Below are 19,006 nucleotides of genomic sequence, written 5' to 3' on the forward strand. Positions count from 1 at the left end.
ACATCAGAAAGCGCGCTGGTAAGGCAGAATGCCCTCACGTAGCATTTGGTTGGAGCCCAGGCCGTAGTTCGAACTCAGGCCACGCAACTCAATGTTGAATGAGATTTGGTTTTCATACTTACTGTCGTTGTTTTCCCAGCCGTTAATCTTACGCTGGTAACCCACGCGGATGGCGTAGCAGCACGAACTATACTGTACGCCTACCAGTTGCTCAGCCGGCTTCTTCTCTTTGGTATCGTAGTAGTACGCGCCTACTACGGCCCAGGAATCAGCCAGCGGCCAGCTGGCCGTCATCCCAACCTGCGAGATACCGTTCTCGTAAATCGGGTTGTTCGTAATATTGCGGTTTAGCGCGGTAGCCACATATTCCGGGCTGCTGTAACGATAGTTCAGCTGCACCATGCGATCGGCATCGCGACGATATTCCAGCACCGCGTTACCCTGCGCAATATTATCCAGCCGTGTATCGTACTGAACGCCGCCGCGAACGCCCCAGCGATCGCTGACACGCCAGTAAGTGTCACCGGCCCAAATCAGGCTGCCGGTGTCATCTTCGTCGCTGGTCTCGTTCAGGCCGGTGCGCGATGGGGTAAACGAGTAGATTTGACCTACGGATACGTTAAAACGTTCAACCATATCGGTATCATAAATACGTGAAGTCAGGCCGCTGGCAACCTGATTGGCTGACGCAATACGATCGAGGCCGCTGTAAGTACGGTCGCGGAACAAACCGGTATAGTCAGTTTGCAGCAGCGTGGAGTCATACGCCTGAATATGGCTCTGGTCGCGGTACGGGACATAAAGATACTGCACGCGCGGCTCAAGCGTCTGGGTGTAGCCTTCCGCCCAGTTCATATTGCGATCGAACACCATGCGCCCGTCTACTTTGAACTGCGGCATTACGCGATTGACGTCTTCTTTTAACGGGCTATTTGGATTACGGGAGTTGTAATAATCGATATTGCTCTGCTGGTAATGCGTCGCCAGCAGTTTCGCCTCGGTATTCAGGCTGCCCCAGTCGTTAGCCAGCGGCAGGTTGATGGTCGGCTCCAGGTGCAGACGCACCGCATCCGGTAGATCATCATTAACGTTAGTAAACTGCACCGCCTGCGCATACAGATGCGTATCGAACGGGCCGATATCATTTTTGTAATAGTTGAAATCGAACTGCGGCTGCGCACGATAAACGTTTTTTGAACGATTGGTATCAAAAATCTGGAAATCTTTCGTAGAAAGCGTGGCGTCCCAGTTGGTATCCGCATAGCCGACGCTGAATTTCTGCGTGGCGTAGCCGTCGGTGGTGGAGTAGTACTCCGAGTCGAGATCGTTAAAGTAATAAGGATCGCTGACTTTGGTGTAGTTAGCGTTAAAGCGCCAGTGCTGCTCATAAACGCCGGAGTGGCGCCAGAAGAACAACCAGCGGTTGGAGTCACCATCGTCGGTGCCGCGCGCCGCTTCGTCACGCTTGTACTCATCGTCGCTCGGCAGGTAATCGAACTCAATCAGGCCCGATCCTGCTTTTGACAGATAGCGGAACTCATTCTGCCACTGCAAGCCGCGTTTGCTTTGATAGTTCGGCGTAATTGTGGCGTCCATCTGCGGCGCGATGTTCCAGTAGTAGGGCAGCGCAAACTGAAAGCCATCATTATTACTGTATTTAGCGTTCGGGATCAGGAAGCCGGAGCGGCGACGATCGCCAATCGGCAGCTGGAGATAGGGACTATAAAACACCGGAACCGCACCGATTTTAAAACGGGCATTCCAGATTTCGGCCACCTGCTCTTCACGATCCTGAATCACCTGCGAGCCAACAACGCTCCAGCTGTTGCTGCCAGGCAGACAAGAGGTAAAGGTGCCGTTTTCCAGGATAGTGTAGCGGCTGTCACCGCGCAACTTCATCTGGTCGGCGGTGCCGCGTCCCTGACGGCCCACCATCTGATAGCTACCGTTCCAGACGTTGGTATCTTTCGTATTCAGATTGGACCAGGCTTTTGGACCTTTCAGGATCACCTGGTTGTCATCATAATGGACGTTGCCGAGCGCATCGACGGTACGCAGCGGCGTGGTCTGGCCTGGCTGCTCGCGCTGATGCAACTGCACTTCGTCAGATTGCAGGCGGCTATTGCCCTGCTGAATATCAACTTTGCCGGTAAATACCGCGTCGTCAGGATAATTTCCCTTCGCATTATCAGAATGTATCGTTACCGGTAGCTGATTGGCATCTCCCTGAACCAGAGGACGGTTATAGCTTGGTACGCCCAGCATACACTGCGACATCAAATCGTCGGCGAGAGAGTGCTGACTATAAAGCGCTGCGCCAATCATTGTGGCCAGCAGTGTGGGTATACGTTTTTTCATACGCGGTATCGATAATTCCGTAATAACTGGCATCATGCCGACAAAACGGTCAGAGACTAACGTACTGAACTGCGTTGCGCCAGTGTTAATCCTTTCCTGTCCGCGTTGCCGTTAGGCAGTGGGATAAATGACAGGTATGATAATGCAATTTTTAGCCTTCGGCATGGCGAATTGAGGAGTATATGCGCTATTGGGGAAAAGTAATTGGCCTGTTGCTGGGATTGTTATCTGGCGCGGGCTTTTGGGGGTTGCTGTTAGGGCTGTTGCTCGGCCATATGGTAGACAAAATCCGCGCGACGCAGGGAAGGGCTTATTTTTCTAACAACCAGACCCGGCAAACGATTTTTTTCCGTACCACGTTTCAGGTAATGGGACATCTGACCAAGTCAAAAGGGCGCGTTACCGAGGCGGATATTCAGACCGCGTCGTTACAGATGGATCGTATGCAGCTGCACGGCGAAGCGCGCGCTCAGGCGCAGCAGGCGTTTCGTGAAGGCAAGCAGAGCGATTATCCGTTACGTAATAAATTGCGCGAACTGCGCAGCGCCTGTTTTGGGCGTTTTGATCTGATCCGTATGTTTCTGGAGATTCAGATTCAGGCCGCCTTTGCCGACGGTTCGCTGCATCCTAACGAGCGACAGGTGCTGTATGTGATTGCCGAAGAGTTAGGTATTTCACGTACGCAGTTCGATCAGTTTTTACATATGATGGAAGGCGGTCAGCAGTTTGGCGGCGGCTATCACTCATGGGGCGGAGCCGGACAGGGCGGGGCACGTTATGGCGCGCCGCAGGGACCGACGCTGGCAGACGCCTGTAAAGTATTGGGCGTGAAGCCTGACGATGATTATATGACCATTAAACGCGCCTGGCGTAAGCAGATGGCGGAGCATCATCCCGATAAGCTGGTGGCGAAAGGGTTACCGCCGGAGATGATGGAGATGGCGAAGCAGAAGGCGCAGGAGATCCAGGCTGCCTGGGATCTGATTCGCAAAGAACGGAATTTTAAATAGCGCAGAAGTTAGCCAGAGCCGGTTGTAAGTAAGCCGGTGCTGGTTATGCCGGGTACAGGTTTGCTGAGATTGATTGGTGCAGACCGCCAGAGAACTGGAGTTATGTGTGCTGGGCCGGTACTGATTTGCCGGTTACAAGAAGGCTGAGCCTGGGACAGGCGCAAGAAAACTTAATTGCCTGTGCTGGTTGCGGGAAGGCTGAGTCTGAGCCGATCGCGAGAAAGCCGGAGCGACTCGAGCTGGTCACCAGCAGGCCATCGGCGGAACGGCCCCCGGCACCTCCGCCCGCGGCTTCCCAGGCCGCAGGAGATCCGCTTCCATGCTCCGGCTTTCTCGTTTCCCATGCATGGCGCTGTTAGTTCTTACCTATATTAAAAGCACTTGAAGGACCCATTGAGCTGAAATCGTATACGCACAATGTAAATATCCCGGTTGATGGCAATACGGGAAAACTTACTGGTACGCGCATCCATATGCCGATTATGTTCCGAAGGAGTTTGATCGTGTTACGCCCATGCTTTATCGCGCCCTAAGCACCGGAAAGACTCTGCGGTCAGCGACAATTAAAATGTATCAGATTAACGAAGCGGGTTTAGAACAAGAGTATTTCAACATCATCCTTGAAGGTGTAAAACTGACTTCTATCACACCAGATTTGTACCCCGGATCCAATACGGGAACGCATCTTGAAACCATTCTCCTGCGCTATGCACAGATCACATGGAAACACTGTGATGGTAACATTCTCTATACCGATTCATGGAATGAACGGGCAACATATTAGAAGTAAGTTAATCTGGTCGTCAGGTTTCCATCTATCCAGTTTCGGTCGCCAGATAAATAACGAGGCCCGAACTTACTGGTATCAGAATTAAGTTTTGATACCGGTAAGTATTAAACAGAAGATTCAGAAGCCAGCGGAAGCGGCAAACAGACGACTCAGAAGCCAAAGGAAGCAGCGGATGGGCCGTGTAGTAAAGCCTCCGCGTCAGGGATGACGCGACGGAGGCTCAGGGATGGATTAACGACGTCTTTACGAAACGGCCCATCCGCCGCTGGCCGACCACCAAACCACCAGGCAATGTCCATCCGCTGCTGGACCGTCTACCAAACCGTCAGGCAATGCCTACCTGTTGTTGAGTGCCCAGCCAAACTCACCCGCCATAATCAACCCGTCAACCCGTCAACCCGCATCAGAAATCCGCTGGCTGACGAAACGTCATCTTATTACCGAACGTGGGATGGGTAATCGTCAGCCATTCGGCATGCAGCTGCAGCCGTGCAGCCAGCGCCAAAGCCGCTTCATGCGCATAAAAACGATCGCCCAAAATAGGATGCCCTAACGCCTGCATATGCACGCGCAACTGATGCGAACGGCCGGTAATCGGCTTCAACTGAACGCGCGCGGTATTATCCGCCGCACGCTCCAGCACCTGATACTCCGTCTGCGCTGACTTGCCGGTCTCAAAACAGACCTTCTGCATCGGGCGATTCGGCCAGTCGCAAATCAGTGGCAGATCCACCAACCCGTCATCCTTTTCTGGATGTCCCCAGATACGCGCAACATAGCTTTTTTCCGGCTCGCGTTCACGAAACTGACGCTTCAGCTCCCGCTCGGCGGCTTTGGTCAGCGCGACAACCAGCACGCCGCTGGTCGCCATATCCAGCCGATGCACCGATTCAGCTTGCGGAAAATCACGCTGAATGCGGGTCATCACGCTATCTTTATGCTCTTCCAGCCGTCCCGGCACGGACAATAACCCGCTCGGCTTATTGACCACCATAATGTGATCGTCCTGATACAGAATATGCAGCCAGGGCTCCAGCGGCGGGTTATAAGGTTCCATAGCACGCGTCTCCGGTTAGCTTACTGATGAGAAACCACAATCAGACGCAGCGCATCCAGACGCCAGCCGGCATCGTTCAGGCTGGCCAGTACCTCTTTGCGATTGCTTTCCAGCGCGGCGATCTCATCTTCACGGATATTCGGGTTCACTGCCTTCAGCGCATTCAGACGCTCCAGCTCGGCGCTCAGCTTCTCGTCCGCCTCGGCGCGCGCGGCGTCGATCAGTTTACGCGCCGCCTCCGCCGCCTGCGGCTCCGCCAGCTGCAAAATCGCATGCACATCTTGCTGCACCGCGTTCACCAGCTTGCTGCCGTTATGGCGATTTACCGCGTTCAACTGACGGTTAAAGCTCTCGAACTCTACCTTATCCGCCAGGTTGGTGCCTTTACGATCCACCAGCAAACGCATCGGCGTCGGCGGCAGGAAGCGCGTTAATTGCAGATGCTTCGGTGCCTGCGCTTCGACCACGTAAATCAGCTCCATCAGCAGCGTGCCAACCGGCAGCGCTTTATTCTTCAGCAGCGACAGGGCGCAGCTGCCGGTATCGCCCGACAGAATCAGATCGAGCCCGTTACGAATAATCGGATGCTCCCAGGTCACATACTGTGCATCTTCACGCGACAGCGCCTGGGTGCGATCGAAGGTAATGGTGCATCCTTCTTCCGGCAGGCCAGGGAAATCAGGTACCAGCATATGATCGGACGGGGTCAGCACGATCAGGTTATCGCTGCGATCCTCCTGATTAATGCCGACAATATCGAACAGGTTCAGCGCAAAATTCACCAGCTCAATATGATTATCCTGCTCACTAATTTCGTCAGCCAGCGCCTGCGCTTTCTCGCCGCCGTTGGAGTTTAGCTCCAGCAGACGGTCGCGGCCCTGTTCCAGCTGAGCGCGCAGCGCATCGTGCTGCTTGCGGCACTCAACGATAAATTCATCCAGTCCTTCGTTGTTCTCCGGCGAAGCCAGATAGCCAATCAGCCGATCGTGAACCCGATCGTATACGGTGCGGCCGGTTGGGCAGGTATGCTCAAAGGCGTCCAGCCCTTCGTGATACCAGCGCACCAGCACCGACTGCGCGGTTTTCTCCAGATAAGGCACCATGATTTCAATATCGCGCGCCTGACCAATACGATCGAGACGGCCAATACGCTGTTCCAGCAGATCCGGGTTAAACGGCAGATCGAACATCACCAGACGGTTGGCGAACTGGAAGTTGCGGCCTTCGGAGCCGATTTCAGAACAGAGCAGCACCTGCGCGCCGTCTTCTTCTGAAGCAAACCAGGCGGCGGCACGATCGCGATCGATCAGCGATAAACCTTCATGGAACACCGCTGCACGAATGCCTTCACGCTCGCGCAGTACCTGCTCCAGCTGCAGCGCGGTGGCAGCCTTGGCGCAGATCACCAGCACCTTCTCATTGCGGTTGCTGGTCAGATAGCCCATCAGCCACTCGACGCGCGGATCGAAATTCCACCAGGTACCGCTGTCGCCTTCAAACTCCTGGTAAATCTGCTCCGGATAGAGCATGTCGTGCGCGCGCTCTTCTGGCGATTTACGCGCGGCCATAATGCCGGAAACTTTAATCGCGGTCTGATACTGCGTCGGCAGCGGCAGACGGATTTGATGCAGTACGCGCTGTGGGAAACCTTTAACACCGTTACGGGTGTTACGGAACAGCACGCGGCTGGTGCCGTGGCGATCCATCAGCATACGAATCAGCTCTTCGCGCGCCGCCAGCTTGTTGTCGCCCTGGCCGTTAGCGGTTTGCAGCAGCGGCTCAATATCCTGCTCACCGATGAGATCGCTCAGCGCGTTCATCTGCTCGTTATTGATCGCCTTATCTTCCAGTAGCATGGCGACCGCGTCGGCCACCGGACGATAGTTCTGCTGCTCGGCGACGAACTGCTCGAAATCGTGGAAACGATTAGGATCCAGCAGGCGCAGACGTGCGAAATGGCTCTCCATGCCGAGCTGCTCCGGCGTCGCCGTCAGCAGCAGCACGCCAGGGATCTGTTCTGCCAGCTGCTCAATTACCTGATATTCACGGCTCGGTTCGCCTTCGCTCCACGCCAGGTGATGCGCTTCATCCACCACCAACAGATCCCATTCGGCTTCTGCCAGCAGCTCCAGGCGCTGCTTATTACGGCGTACAAAATCGAGCGAGCAGATCACCAGCTGTTCGGTATCAAACGGGTTATCGCTGTCGTGCTGCGCTTCGGCGTAACGCGCATCGTCAAACAGTGAAAAACGCAGGTTGAAGCGGCGCAGCATCTCAACCAGCCACTGATGCTGCAGCGTTTCAGGTACTACGATCAGTACGCGATCGGCACGGCCAGCCAGAAGTTGCTGATGAATAATCATCCCGGCTTCAATGGTCTTGCCCAGGCCGACTTCGTCCGCCAGCAGCACACGCGGCGCATGGCGACGGCCTACATCGTGAGCGATATGCAGCTGATGCGGGATCAGGTTAGTACGCATACCGCGCAGGCCGCTGATCGGCAGACGATACTGTTCGCTCTGATAGCGGCGCGCGCGAAAACGCAGCGCAAAGCGATCCATTCGGTCAAGCTGACCGGCGAACAGACGATCCTGCGGCTTGCTGAAAACCAGCTTACTGTCGAGTAAAACTTCACGCAGCTCTACCGGTTCCTGCGTATCCAGACGGGTACCGATATAGGTTACCAGGCCATTATCATTGCGTACTTCAGCGACCTCCAGCTGCCAGCCTTCATGGCTGGTAACGGTATCGCCGGGATTGAAGATCACACGGGTAATGGGAGAATCATTTCGGGCATAGAGACGGTTTTCACCGGTAGCAGAGAAAAGCAGGGTAACCATACGGGCATCCAGTGCAACCACAGTTCCCAGTCCCAGTTCGCTTTCCGTGTCGCTGATCCAGCGTTGACCAAGTGTAAAAGGCATAGATGTTTAGCTCGATTCTCGTAATAACAGATGTCATGCTCCCGCTCGGACAATAGCGTTGCGGCCAGGCAAAGTCTGTCTGGCTGAGGCTCAGGAGCGGTGAAGTTCAGGAAGGGCGCTATGGTACTGGAAGGTAACGCGTTCGTCACCTGTCAAAAAAGCCCCAACTGCCCGGTAATCAGTGTAGCAAAGTCATCCTGTACAAATGGCAGGATGCCGTCGGCGACCGGCTGTAGCTGCCGCGTCAGATAGTGATCGTAGTCCAGCGGCGAGGTTCGCGCCTCCAGCGGTTCCGGCCCGGAGGTTGCGATCACGTAGCGAATCGATCCGCCTTTCTGATACTGCAGCGGGCGGCCCAGCTTTTGGTTCTGCTCATCCGCCAGGCGCGCGGCGCGCACGTGCGGCGGCACGTTGCGCTCATATTCATGCAGCGGACGGCGCAGACGCTTTATAGACCAGCCGGTCATCCAGCTCACCATCAAGCAGTTGCCGAACGGTGTCACGAATATAGTCCTGCCAGGGCTGATGACGGAAAATCCGCCCGTACAGCTCCTGCTGAAACTGTTGCGCCAGCGGCGTCCAGTCGGTGCGCACCGTTTCCAGCCCTTTGAAGACCATCCGTTCCTGCTCGCCATCGCGAATCAAACCGGCGTAGCGCTTTTTGCTGCCCTGTTCCGCGCCGCGAATCGTTGGCATCAGAAAGCGCACAAAATGCGTTTCGTATTCCAGCTCCAGCGCGCTTTCCAGCTGATATTGCGCCTGCAGATGTTCGCGCCACCACTGATTAACATGGCTGACCAGCCGACGGCCAATGGCATCGGCGCTGGCGTTATCATGCGGCGCTTTCAGCCAGACAAAGGTGGAATCGGTATCGCCATAGATCACCTCGAAGCCCTGCGCTTCGATAAGCTGACGCGTCTGCTGCATAATTTCATGGCCGCGCAGTGTGATGGAGGAGGCCAAACGCGGATCGAAAAAGCGACAGGCGCTGGTGCCCAGCACGCCGTAGAAGGCGTTCATGATAATTTTCAACGCCTGCGACAGTGGTTTATTGCCCTGGCGTTTCGCCTCTTCACGCCCTTGCCAGATCTGGCTGACAATGGCGGGCAGACAGTGGTTATGGCGGGAAAAGCGCGCCTGACGGAAACCGGGCACCGAATCCTTATCGTCCGGCTGCGCCAGCCCTTCCACCAGGCCGACCGGATCGATTAAAAAGGTGCGTATAATCGAGGGATAAAGGCTTTTATAATCCAGCACCAGCACCGAATCATACAGGCCCGGACGCGAATCCATCACATAGCCGCCGGGGCTGGCCTCCGGCGCTATTTCGCCGAGATTCGGCGCGACAAAACCGGCGCGGTGCATCCGCGGAAAGTAAAGGTGACTGAAGGCCGCCACCGAACCGCCGTGCCGATCCGCCGCCAGGCCGTTAACGCTGGCGCGCTCCAGCAAAAAGGGCATGATTTCGGTTTTCTGAAAGATGCGCGTCACCAGCTCGCAATCTTTCAGGTTATAGCGCGCCAGCGCGGGCTTATCATTGGCGAAGCGCTGGTTAATCTCTTCCATGCGCTGCCAGGGATTATTAATCGCTTTGCCTTCGCCCAATAGCTGTTGCGCGACCGCTTCCAGGCTGAACGAGTCAAAATTCCAGAAGGCGGATTTCAGCGCCTCGATGCCGTCGATAATCAGACGGCCCGTCGCCTGGGCAAAAAACACGCCGGGCTTAAAGCCATGTTCGCGCCACTCCAGCGGCGATTGATTGCGGCCCAGGCGCAGCGGAATGCCGTAGCGGTCGGCATGTTTTTGCAGCACGCGTAGATCGAACTGCACCACGTTCCAACCGATCAATACATCGGGATCCCATTCGGCGAACCAGGCGTTGAGTTTTTCCAGCAACTGCGGACGGCTGTTGACGTAGTGCAGCTCGAAATCGATCTGGCTGGCATCGCCATTTTCCGGCCCCAGCATCCAGACAATCCGCTGGCCGCAGCCTTCCACGCCGATGCAGTACAGCTCGCCGTGCTGGGTGGTTTCTATATCGAGCGAAACCCATTTCAGCGGCGGGCGATAGTCCGGGTGCGGCTTCAGACGGGCATTAATTATATCGTTGCCCCGTTGTTCACCGCTGAACCAGACCGGCGCGGTAATAAAACGCTCCATTAAGAAACGTTCTGGTGGACGCACGTCCGCTTCATATAAGGGAATGCCGTTTTCTTGCAGCAGCTTCTCCAGCCGCTGCAGCTGACGGTACTGCGCGCAATAGAGCCCCAGCACCGGGCGCTGACGGAAATCTTTCAGATCGAGCGGCGTTAAGCGGCAGTGACGCTCATCGGCCAGCAGCCGTTGCGCCTGTTGTTGATAGTCTGCAGGAAGAAAGGCGACCGACTCCTGAAGGGGCAATACCAGCCGTTGCGGCCCGTTATCGGTCGCCAGCCATAACACAATCTCAGTGCCGTTTGGCGTATCGCGCCAGTGGCGCGTCAGCAGAAAGCCTGCGCGTGCGTTGCTCACCAGAAGCCCTTTTTCTCTGAAACGGCAGGCAGTATACCATGGCTATTTATACAGTGTTCAGCTGGCTTCTTTTATTGCGGGAAAGTGCGTAAAAACAGTGTCAGTTCCTGTCAATATCCCCATACAAATCATCGCTTGACGCTATGTCGTCCGCTCTGGACAATCCAGCCGACGACTATTCTGAGGTAGCTTATGGAAGCCTGGCTGGAACATCTGATAACCCAATCGCTTGAGTGGGCGCTATTCGCCGTCGCGCTGGTGACTTTTCTGGAGTCGCTGGCGCTGGTCGGGCTGCTGTTGCCCGGCACGGTGATGATGGCCAGCCTTGGGGCGCTGGTGGGCAGCGGACAACTGGGGCTCTATCCCGCCTGGGCGGCGGGTTTAGTCGGCTGCCTGTTGGGCGACTGGATCTCGTACGGCATCGGCTGGAAGTTTCAGGGGCCGCTGCATCGCTGGTCCTATCTGAAAAAGCATCAGAAAATGCTGGATAAAACCGAACATGCGCTGCATCAGCACAGCATGGTAACGATTCTGGTAGGGCGCTTTGTCGGCCCGACGCGGCCGCTGATTCCGATGGCCGCCGGGATGCTGGAGCTGCCGGTACGCAAGTTTCTGCCGCCCAGCGTGATTGGCTGTATTTTCTGGCCGCCGCTTTATCTGCTGCCGGGTATTTTGGCTGGCGTGGCGATCGACGTGCCAAAAGATGCGCAGAGCGGCAGTTTTATCTGGCTGCTGCTGGCGGTGGCGCTGCTGGTGTGGCTTGGCGCGTGGCTCTGTTGGCGCTGGTGGCGGGCTGATAAACAGCACGACTGGGCGACGGCGTATCTGCCCGCTCAGCGTTTACGCTGGCTGGCGCCGCTGGGCTTTATCGTCGGTTTCGGCAGCCTGGCGGCTATCCAGTTTCATCCGATGATGCCAATTTTCCGCCAGCTGCTGTGGAAGGTGTTTGTCGGTTAAAACAGGGCCTCGTCGCCAGTCTGGGCCATACTTTTTTACTGCTGGCCCAGTTCAACGCGGCGGCTGGTAGCGGACACCTAATATTTCCGCCGCCTCGGTTTCGCCGCGTAACAGCGCCTGCGTCGCGCCGTCCCAGTAAATACGCCCGTCAACCACCAGAACGCTGCGCGCGGCAATTTGTGCGGCATCTTCCAGACTGTGCGAAACCATCAGCAGCGTCAGACGGCGCTCTGCACAGGTTTCATCCACCAGCGTCAGCATCTCCTTACGCAGCGCCGGATCGAGTGCGGAAAAAGGCTCATCCAGCAGCAGCAGCGGTTTTTCACGCACCAGGCAGCGAGCCAGCGCTGCACGCTGTCGCTGTCCGCCGGACAGCTCGCCCGGCAGACGCTCCAGCGCGTCGCCCAATCCGACCCGCTGCGCGATCTCCTTAATCTGCTGATGCTGCGCCGCATTCAGCTTCAATCCCGGATGCAGCCCAAGTCCAATATTCTGCGCCACGCTCAGGTGCGCAAACAGATTGTTGTCCTGAAACAGCATCGAAACCGGCCGCTGCGCGGGCGCGCTGTGCGTATGATCTTCACCATTCAGGAAAATCGTGCCGCTGTGCGGCGCAAGGAAACCGGCGACCAGGCTCAGCAGCGTACTTTTACCGGCGCCGCTGGGCCCCAGTACCGCCACACGTTCGCCCGGCTGCAGCGCCAGCGTGAAACGCATGGGTAAATGGTGATACATCCAGGTCAGATTAGTCAGCGTTAGCATGGCGTCCCGGCAGCTTTTCAATCAGGGTGAACAGAATAAAACAGAGCAGCAGCAGCAGCAGCGCGGTAAGCGCGCCTTTATCACTGCGGTAGGCGCCAATCTGCTGATAAAGATAGAAGGGCAGCGTACGAAAGTCGGCGCTGCCGAACAACGCGACAACGCCAAAGTCGCCGACCGATAATACGCAGGCAAAGGCCAGCGCCTGGGCCAGTGGCCGCTTCAGCGCCTTAAGCTCAATCAGCCTTACGCGCTGCCAGCCGCGAATATCGAGCGACAAACAGAGGCGATCGTAGCGGGCGGTAATATCGCGCATCGGGTTTTCCAGCACCTTCATGGCATAGGGAATCGCCATCAGCGCATTGGTAAAGATGACGATGCCATCCGCCTGCTGCGGCAGACCAACGCTGTTGTTAAGCAGTAAAAAGAAGCCGGTCGCCAGCACAATGCCCGGCATGGCGAGAATCAGCATGCCGCTCATCTCCAGCGCCTGGCCCGCCAGCAGCCGCTGGCGCTGGCGCAGTTCACGACTGCTCCATAGCAACAGCATGGTCAGTAATACGGAAAGCAGTCCGGCGGCCACCGCGATACGCAGCGAGGTCCAGGCGGCCTGCCACAGCGCGGGCTGGTGTAACAGGCCGCTGAACCCCTGACGCACGCCATCGACAATAACCGCCAACAGCGGCGGCAACAGCAGCAAGAGCGCCAGCAGGATAAGAAGCGTATCGCGCAGCAGCGAGCCGAGGCCGCGGTTGGCGGCGCGCCAGCTGTTTAATGAGACGTTGCCGCCAGGCAGGGTTTTACTCAGGCGCTGGCTCAGCATCACCAGTCCCAGACAGCAAATCATTTGCAACAGAGCGAGCAGGGCGGCGCGTGCCGGATCGTAGTCGTAGCTGAGCGCCTGAAAAATTGCCAGCTCAATAGTGGTCGCCTGCGGCCCGCCGCCCAGCGACAGTACCGTGGCAAAGCTGGCGAAGCAGAGCATAAAAATCAGCGCCGCCGCTGGCAGTATTTGACGACGTAGCCAGGGCCACTCCACCAGCCGGAAAAAGTGCAGGCCTTGTATGCCCAACTGGGCCGCCAGCTGCCGCTGCTCGCCGGGAATATTTTCCAGCGCCTGCAACAGCAAGCGCGTTGCCAGCGGCAGGTTAAAGAAGACGTGCGCCAGTAAAATACCCTGCAGGCCATAAGGGGAAAAACGGTAATCGATACCGATTAGCGCGCAAAGTTGCGCCAGCCAGCCTTCGCGACCGTAGACGCTCAGCAGACCAAATACCGCCACCAGTACCGGCAGCACCAGCGTCATGGCACAGAGACGAAGCAGCAACTGGCGGCCAGGAAAACGGCGGCGCCAGAGGGCGCGCGCCAGCGGAATGGCCGGTAACACAGACAGCAGCGCCGAAAGCAATGCCTGCCAGAACGAGAAGGCGATAACGTGGTGCAGGTAGCTGTCCTGCAACAGGCTGCACCAGTCGCTGTCCGGCGCGTTAAACCACAGCGCCCCGAAGGCCAGTAGCGCCACGCCGAGCAGCAGCGCGGCGGTCAGCAGGCCCGGCCACAGCCAGCCGGGGATCAGCGGCTGACGGCGCGTTGCCATGCGTTTATCCATTCAGCGCGCTGCTGCGCCACCTGTTGCGGCGTAAACTGTAAGGCGGTTTTCGGCACCGGCAGAGCGTTGAATCCTTCCGGCAGGGCGGTGTTGGTAACCGGATACATCCAGTTGCCGGTGGGAATCGTCTGCTGGAAAGGCTCGCTGACGATAAATTGCATAAACTGCTGCGCCAGCTGCGGCTGTTGGCTGTTTTTCAGCTGGGCCGCTACCTCAACCTGCAAATAGTGACCTTCGCTGAAATTAGCCGCCGCGTAATGATCTTTCTTTTCAGCAATCAGGTGATAAGCGGGCGAGGTGGTATAGCTCAGTACCAGATCGCCTTCGCCTTTCAGAAACAGGCCATAGGCTTCGCTCCAGCCTTTGGTGACGGTAACGGTTTTTTGCGCCAGCTTTTGCCATGCCTGCGGCGCGTCATCGCCATAAACCTTTTGCATCCACAGCAGCAGACCGAGGCCAGGCGTACTGGTGCGCGGATCTTCATAGATTACGCGCCATTTCTGGCTGCCTTCGACCAGCTCTTTCAGGCTCTGCGGCGGGTTTTTCAGCTTGTTTTTATCGTAAACAAAAGCGAAATAGCCGTAGTCGTAAGGCACAAAGGTGGCGTTGTGCCAGCCGCCGGGCAGCGTCAGGTTGGCGGTATCGACATGGCTGGGCGCAAACAGGCCGGTTTGTTCGGCGGCCTGCACCAGATTGTTATCCAGCCCCAGCACCACATCGGCCTTGCTGTTTTTTCCTTCCATCCGCAGTCGGTTCAGCAGCGAAACGCCATCTTCCAGCGCAATGAACTTCAGTTCGCAGCCGCACTGCGCTTCGAATGCCTTTTTCACCGCCGGGCCGGGGCCCCACTCAGCGGCGAACGAATCATAGGTATAAACGGTTAACACAGGTTTGGCGGCAAAAACCGGGGCTGACAGCAACAGCAGAACGGGCAAAGCTTTTTTCAACACGTTGCGCTCCTTGAGGAGGAAAAAATAACAGGGCGCATGATCTGAGGGGAATATCGCATCTCAAATCCCTACGCCGGTATCAACCGGATCAGGTTCGACGGGTCTCTCTCAGTGGCAAGCCGCTGGCTTTTCCACACCCCGTTGAGAACGGCAGTAGTGTAGTGTTTTCGTTGAATTAACGAAAGCGTCAGGTTTCCGGCGGCGCAAACCAGGCGGATTTGAAATCGAACCAGCCCAGCGTATTCATGCGCACGCCGCGCATACTGCGCTGGCCCTCCAGCATCAGCCAGTGATGAAACAGCGGATGCAGAACGTGCCGTTCGACCAGCTTTTTGCTCCAGTCGGCCAGCGAAAGCTGCTGCTGACGCCAGCGCTCAGCGTCCGCCTCCCAGTCAATATCGATGCAGTGATGCAGCAACGGCAGCTCATACAGCAGGGCGAAAACGGAAAACTTTAGCGGCAGGGTGAAGTTGGCGCTGCCCAGCCAGATGTCGCTCTCCGCCGCGCCGTGATACCAACAGGCGTAATCGACCTCCTGCGTGATCAGCCGAACGCCGTGTGCCGCCAGCAACGGCTCCAGCAGGCGGGCGATGCCCTGATGTTCAATATGATCGTTGTACCAGGTCATCGTCAGCTCGCTTAATCCGGCAGGTTTGGCGACAACATGTGTCTCCCGCCGGTGATGCCAGCGCGGCAGCAGGCCCCAGGCGGGAAACCAGTAGCGCTGATAGCCCGCGCTCGAATTGTTCAACAGCGCGATGGGATTAAGTAGCGCGCTGACCCAGCGGCGAACCTGCTCGTCGCGTCCCTGCGCGGATCGTTGGTCGAAGAGGAGAAAATAGCAACCTTCTTCCAGACGGCTCTCTTCTGACTTTTCATCGTCGCTGCCGCCCTGAAGTTTGACGCCAGCGTAGATCAGTTCCTCGCTGATTTCCGGTAATACCCAAATGTTGACCTCATCAATAAGCGCGCGATAACCAAAGTAGTCATCAAAGGCCTGGATTTTTAGCTGCGATTGCTGGTTCTGCACCACGGAATAGGGGCCGGTGCCTACCGGCTGACGGCTGTAGTCGGGCAGGCTCGGCCACTCTTGCGGCAGGATCATGGCGTTGACGCTGCCCAGCAGCCAGGGCAGCCAGCTGTCGGGTTGGCTCAGATGAATATCCAGCGTCCAGGCGGTGGGCGATTCAATGCGCGTTAAGTGGGAAAAGAGCGGCTGTGAAGTCAGGCGTTGCAGGCTTTGAATTACGTCGGCCATTTCCAGCTCGCGCCCGTGATGAAACTGAATGGCCGGACGCAGAAAGAAACGCCAGTGACACGGAGAAAGGGACTGCCAGTGATGCGCAATATCTGGTTCCAGTTCCCCGTTTTCCTCGTTTATGCGCGTCAGGCTGCTAAAAATCTGGCGCGCCAGGTGCGTTTCCGAACGGCGTAGCGGTGAGCCGGGCAGCAGATTGAGCAGTGGACGATAATAGGGAATACGCAAAATGTGTTTGCCCTGGCGGAAGCTCCGTCCAAGGTGCGAAGCGATCATCTGCCGCGCCCGTTTTTTATCGCCGACCAGCTGTACCAGATGCTCAATACGATCCTGTTCCAGCAGGTTTTCCGCACGTTGTTGCTGTAGCGCCAGACCAGTGGCATGGAAACTGAGCCGGGAACGCTTGCCGCGTCCCGGCTCGGCCTGCCAGCTCAGCCAGCCTTCATCCTGCATGGCGTTCAATAAGTTGCGCATATGGCGACGCGAGCAGTGCATTTGCAGCGCCAGCTGATGCAGCGTGGTTTCCTGCGGCTGGCCGTTACAGTTTTGCCACAGGCGAATGAAATGATGTTGCAGGCGCGATGAGGGCATAAAAGGGGAACTCTGTTAAGGAATGTCGTCAGTTTTTATGTTCCCTTATTATGGCGATAATTTCAGCAGATAAAAGTGTGGGAGGCAGTCTTAACGGCTGGCACATTTTTATCCGGGCGGAAAGGGTTCGCTATTTGCACGCTGTTCCGCCATTCCATCTGAGTAGAGTGCAATTACACCGCCAGCAGGCATTTACGCTGCTGGCTTTTTTCTGTCCCCTGTGCTTTCTTCTACAACGATCATTGCCGCCTTACGGGATACGTTTGTCTGCGGCCTCGCTTATGGGTGCTTGCTGTTTTCCTCTTTCCAGGTACAGGAACCGTTATGAAATTTTTGCTGACGCGCCGCCGCCGTCTTAATCCGGTTTATCTGGCTTTTATGGCCGTCTCTTTTATGGTTGGCATCGCGGGCGCATTGCAGGCACCCACGCTGAGCCTGTTTCTTTCCCATGAAGTCGGCGTGCGACCGTTTTGGGTCGGGCTGTTTTATACCGTAAACGCTATCGCCGGGATTGTGGTGAGTTTGTTGCTGGCGAAGCGTTCGGATAACCGGGGCGACAGGCGCAAGCTGATCCTGTTTTGTTGCGCAATGGCGCTGGCGAACGCGCTATTGTTTGCCTTTAACCGTCACTACTTAACGCTGATTACCCTTGGTGTGCTGCTGTCGTCGCTGGCCAGCGTTTCGATGCCGCAGATTTTTGCCCTGGCGCGTGAATATGCCGATCGTTCAGCGCGTGAAGTGGTGATGTTCAGTTCGGTCATGCGCGCCCAGCTCTCGCTGGCCTGGGTTATCGGCCCGCCGCTCGCTTTTGCGCTGGCGTTGAATTATGGCTTCACCGTGATGTATGTGGTGGCGGCTTTCCTGTTTCTGATCTGTCTGGCGCTGGTGAGCTTTGCGCTGCCTTCGGTGCCGCGCGTCGAGCAGTCGCCGGAGGTGTTGCTGACGCAGATTAGCGCCTGGCGTAATAAAGATGTGCGCTTGCTGTTTGTCGCGTCGATGATGATGTGGACCTGCAACACTATGTATATCATTGATATGCCGCTTTATATCAGCAGCGTGCTGGGCCTCCCGGAACGGCTGGCCGGTTTGTTAATGGGCACCGCCGCCGGGCTGGAGATCCCGATTATGCTGTTGGCCGGACATTACGTAAAACGCACCGGCAAGCGCCGCATCATGCTGATCGCCGTTGCCGCTGGCGTGCTGTTTTATCTGGGGCTGGTGCTGTTTCAGTCGCGCACTGCACTGATGGCGTTACAGATTTTTAATGCGGTGTTTATCGGCATTATTGCCGGCATCGGCATGCTCTGGTTTCAGGATTTAATGCCGGGACGGCCTGGGGCAGCGACCACGCTGTTCACCAACAGTATTTCTACCGGCACCATTCTGGCCGGGCTGCTGCAGGGAACGCTGGCGGAGTCGTTCGGTCATTATGCGGTTTACTGGCTGGCCCTGGGGCTGGCGCTGGTGTCGTTTGTGCTGGCGGCGCGGGTGCGTAACGTCTGAGGCCAGCGTGAAGGAGCGGGGCGAAAGGCTGCTGATTGGGGAAAGGGTAAGATAATCAGGATCTGACGCGACAACGTGATAAGCCTTCTGCGCCATAAGCACAGAAGGCTTTTTTATTAATGCAGGAAGGCGGGCTGGTTCTGCTCGTAAGCGGCAATAGCCGCATCGTGCTGTAGCGTCAGGCCGATACTGTCGAGACCGTTAATCATGCAGTGACGGCGAAAACTGTCGATTTCAAACGTATAGGTTTTATCGCCAGCGGTGACGGTCTGGGTGATTAAATCCACCGTAAACTGAATGCCAGGCTGCGCCGCCACCAGACGGAACAGCTCATCCACTTCCTCTTCGCTTAAGCGTACCGGCAGCAGCTGGTTATTAAAGCTGTTACCGTAAAAGATGTCGGCAAAGCTGGGCGCGATAACTACCTGAAAACCAAAGTCGGTCAGCGCCCAGGGCGCATGCTCACGTGAAGATCCGCAGCCGAAGTTTTCCCGTACCAGTAAAATGCTGGCGCCTTTAAACTGCGGCTGATTAAGCACAAAATTTGGGTTCGGCTGCGTGCCCGCGTCATCCTCAAAGCGCCAGTCATGAAACAGATGCTGACCAAAGCCGGTGCGCGTTACCTTTTGCAGGAACTGCTTCGGAATAATGGCATCGGTATCCACATTGGCCGCGTCCAGCGGGGCGACAATGCCGGTATGTTGGGTAAATTTTTTCGCCACGATTGGT

At 56.6% G+C, this 19,006-nt stretch carries 11 protein-coding genes, 2 pseudogenes and 1 riboswitch; of the genes and pseudogenes, 4 read left to right on the forward strand and 9 right to left on the reverse strand.

Translation table 11 applies throughout. The features are described 5' to 3' along the window. Positions 1 to 3: 3 nt before the first annotated feature. On the reverse strand, positions 4 to 2,358 hold the full coding sequence (lptD, locus tag P3C52_RS08270) for an LPS assembly protein LptD (RefSeq protein ID WP_275554540.1): 2,355 nt from the start codon (positions 2,356 to 2,358) through the stop codon (positions 4 to 6). 182 nt (positions 2,359 to 2,540) lie between these two features. Here lptD and djlA point away from each other — a divergent pair, with 182 nt between their 5' ends. Together djlA and tssD are read left to right on the forward strand one after the other, a co-directional pair. Next, a complete protein-coding gene (djlA, locus tag P3C52_RS08275) occupies positions 2,541 to 3,368 on the forward strand; it encodes a co-chaperone DjlA (RefSeq protein ID WP_275554541.1) in 828 nt (275 codons plus the stop codon). A 386-nt stretch (positions 3,369 to 3,754) separates the two neighbouring features. Continuing rightward, a pseudogene (tssD, locus tag P3C52_RS08280) lies at positions 3,755 to 4,152 on the forward strand (type VI secretion system tube protein TssD); the annotation flags it as partial. Positions 4,153 to 4,561: 409 nt separating this feature from the next. On the opposite strand, the gene rluA reads toward tssD, so the two are convergent. The 3 genes and pseudogenes from rluA to polB all read right to left on the reverse strand — a co-directional run bounded on the left by rluA (position 4,562) and on the right by polB (position 10,650). Further along, positions 4,562 to 5,215, reverse strand: coding sequence for a bifunctional tRNA pseudouridine(32) synthase/23S rRNA pseudouridine(746) synthase RluA (gene rluA / locus P3C52_RS08285; protein WP_275554542.1), 654 nt, complete (start codon positions 5,213 to 5,215; stop codon positions 4,562 to 4,564). Positions 5,216 to 5,235: 20 nt separating this feature from the next. Next, positions 5,236 to 8,139, reverse strand: coding sequence for an RNA polymerase-associated protein RapA (gene rapA / locus P3C52_RS08290; RefSeq protein ID WP_275554543.1), 2,904 nt, complete (start codon positions 8,137 to 8,139; stop codon positions 5,236 to 5,238). A gap of 152 nt (positions 8,140 to 8,291) precedes the next feature. After that, a pseudogene (polB, locus tag P3C52_RS08295) lies at positions 8,292 to 10,650 on the reverse strand (DNA polymerase II). 192 nt (positions 10,651 to 10,842) lie between these two features. On the opposite strand from polB, the gene P3C52_RS08300 reads away from it, so the two are divergent. Next, entirely contained in the window at positions 10,843 to 11,607 is a 765-nt protein-coding gene (locus tag P3C52_RS08300) for a DedA family protein (RefSeq protein ID WP_275554544.1), read from the forward strand. A gap of 51 nt (positions 11,608 to 11,658) precedes the next feature. On the opposite strand, the gene thiQ is transcribed toward P3C52_RS08300, so the two are convergent. The 4 genes from thiQ to sgrR all read right to left on the reverse strand — a co-directional run bounded on the left by thiQ (position 11,659) and on the right by sgrR (position 16,774). Next, positions 11,659 to 12,369 (reverse strand): thiamine ABC transporter ATP-binding protein ThiQ, encoded by a 711-nt coding sequence (thiQ, locus tag P3C52_RS08305; RefSeq protein WP_275554545.1) that lies wholly within the window; start codon positions 12,367 to 12,369, stop codon positions 11,659 to 11,661. Next, positions 12,353 to 13,963: a thiamine/thiamine pyrophosphate ABC transporter permease ThiP gene (gene thiP, locus P3C52_RS08310; RefSeq protein WP_275554601.1), complete on the reverse strand. Its 1,611-nt coding sequence runs from the start codon at positions 13,961 to 13,963 to the stop codon at positions 12,353 to 12,355. The genes thiQ and thiP overlap by 17 nt, the downstream gene beginning before the upstream one ends. Then, entirely contained in the window at positions 13,939 to 14,925 is a 987-nt protein-coding gene (gene thiB, locus P3C52_RS08315; RefSeq protein WP_275554546.1) for a thiamine ABC transporter substrate binding subunit, read from the reverse strand. The genes thiP and thiB overlap by 25 nt, the downstream gene beginning before the upstream one ends. A gap of 47 nt (positions 14,926 to 14,972) precedes the next feature. Then, positions 14,973 to 15,076: riboswitch (TPP riboswitch) on the reverse strand. 36 nt (positions 15,077 to 15,112) lie between these two features. Further along, the gene (gene sgrR, locus P3C52_RS08320) at positions 15,113 to 16,774 is read right to left on the reverse strand and encodes an HTH-type transcriptional regulator SgrR (protein ID WP_275554547.1); all 1,662 of its coding nucleotides are present in this window, start codon (positions 16,772 to 16,774) and stop codon (positions 15,113 to 15,115) included. 324 nt (positions 16,775 to 17,098) lie between these two features. Between sgrR and P3C52_RS08325 the strand changes: the two genes are divergently transcribed. After that, positions 17,099 to 18,277: a sugar efflux transporter gene (locus P3C52_RS08325; RefSeq protein WP_275554548.1), complete on the forward strand. Its 1,179-nt coding sequence runs from the start codon at positions 17,099 to 17,101 to the stop codon at positions 18,275 to 18,277. A gap of 116 nt (positions 18,278 to 18,393) precedes the next feature. Here the strand turns inward: P3C52_RS08325 and leuD are convergent, their stop codons facing one another. Then, complete coding sequence (gene leuD / locus P3C52_RS08330; protein ID WP_275554549.1) at positions 18,394 to 18,999, reverse strand: 3-isopropylmalate dehydratase small subunit; 606 nt, start codon at positions 18,997 to 18,999, stop codon at positions 18,394 to 18,396. Positions 19,000 to 19,006 lie beyond the last annotated feature (7 nt).

This window comes from Mixta sp. Marseille-Q2659 (genome assembly GCF_940807255.1).
In the GTDB taxonomy this organism is placed as follows: Bacteria; Pseudomonadota; Gammaproteobacteria; order Enterobacterales; family Enterobacteriaceae; genus Mixta.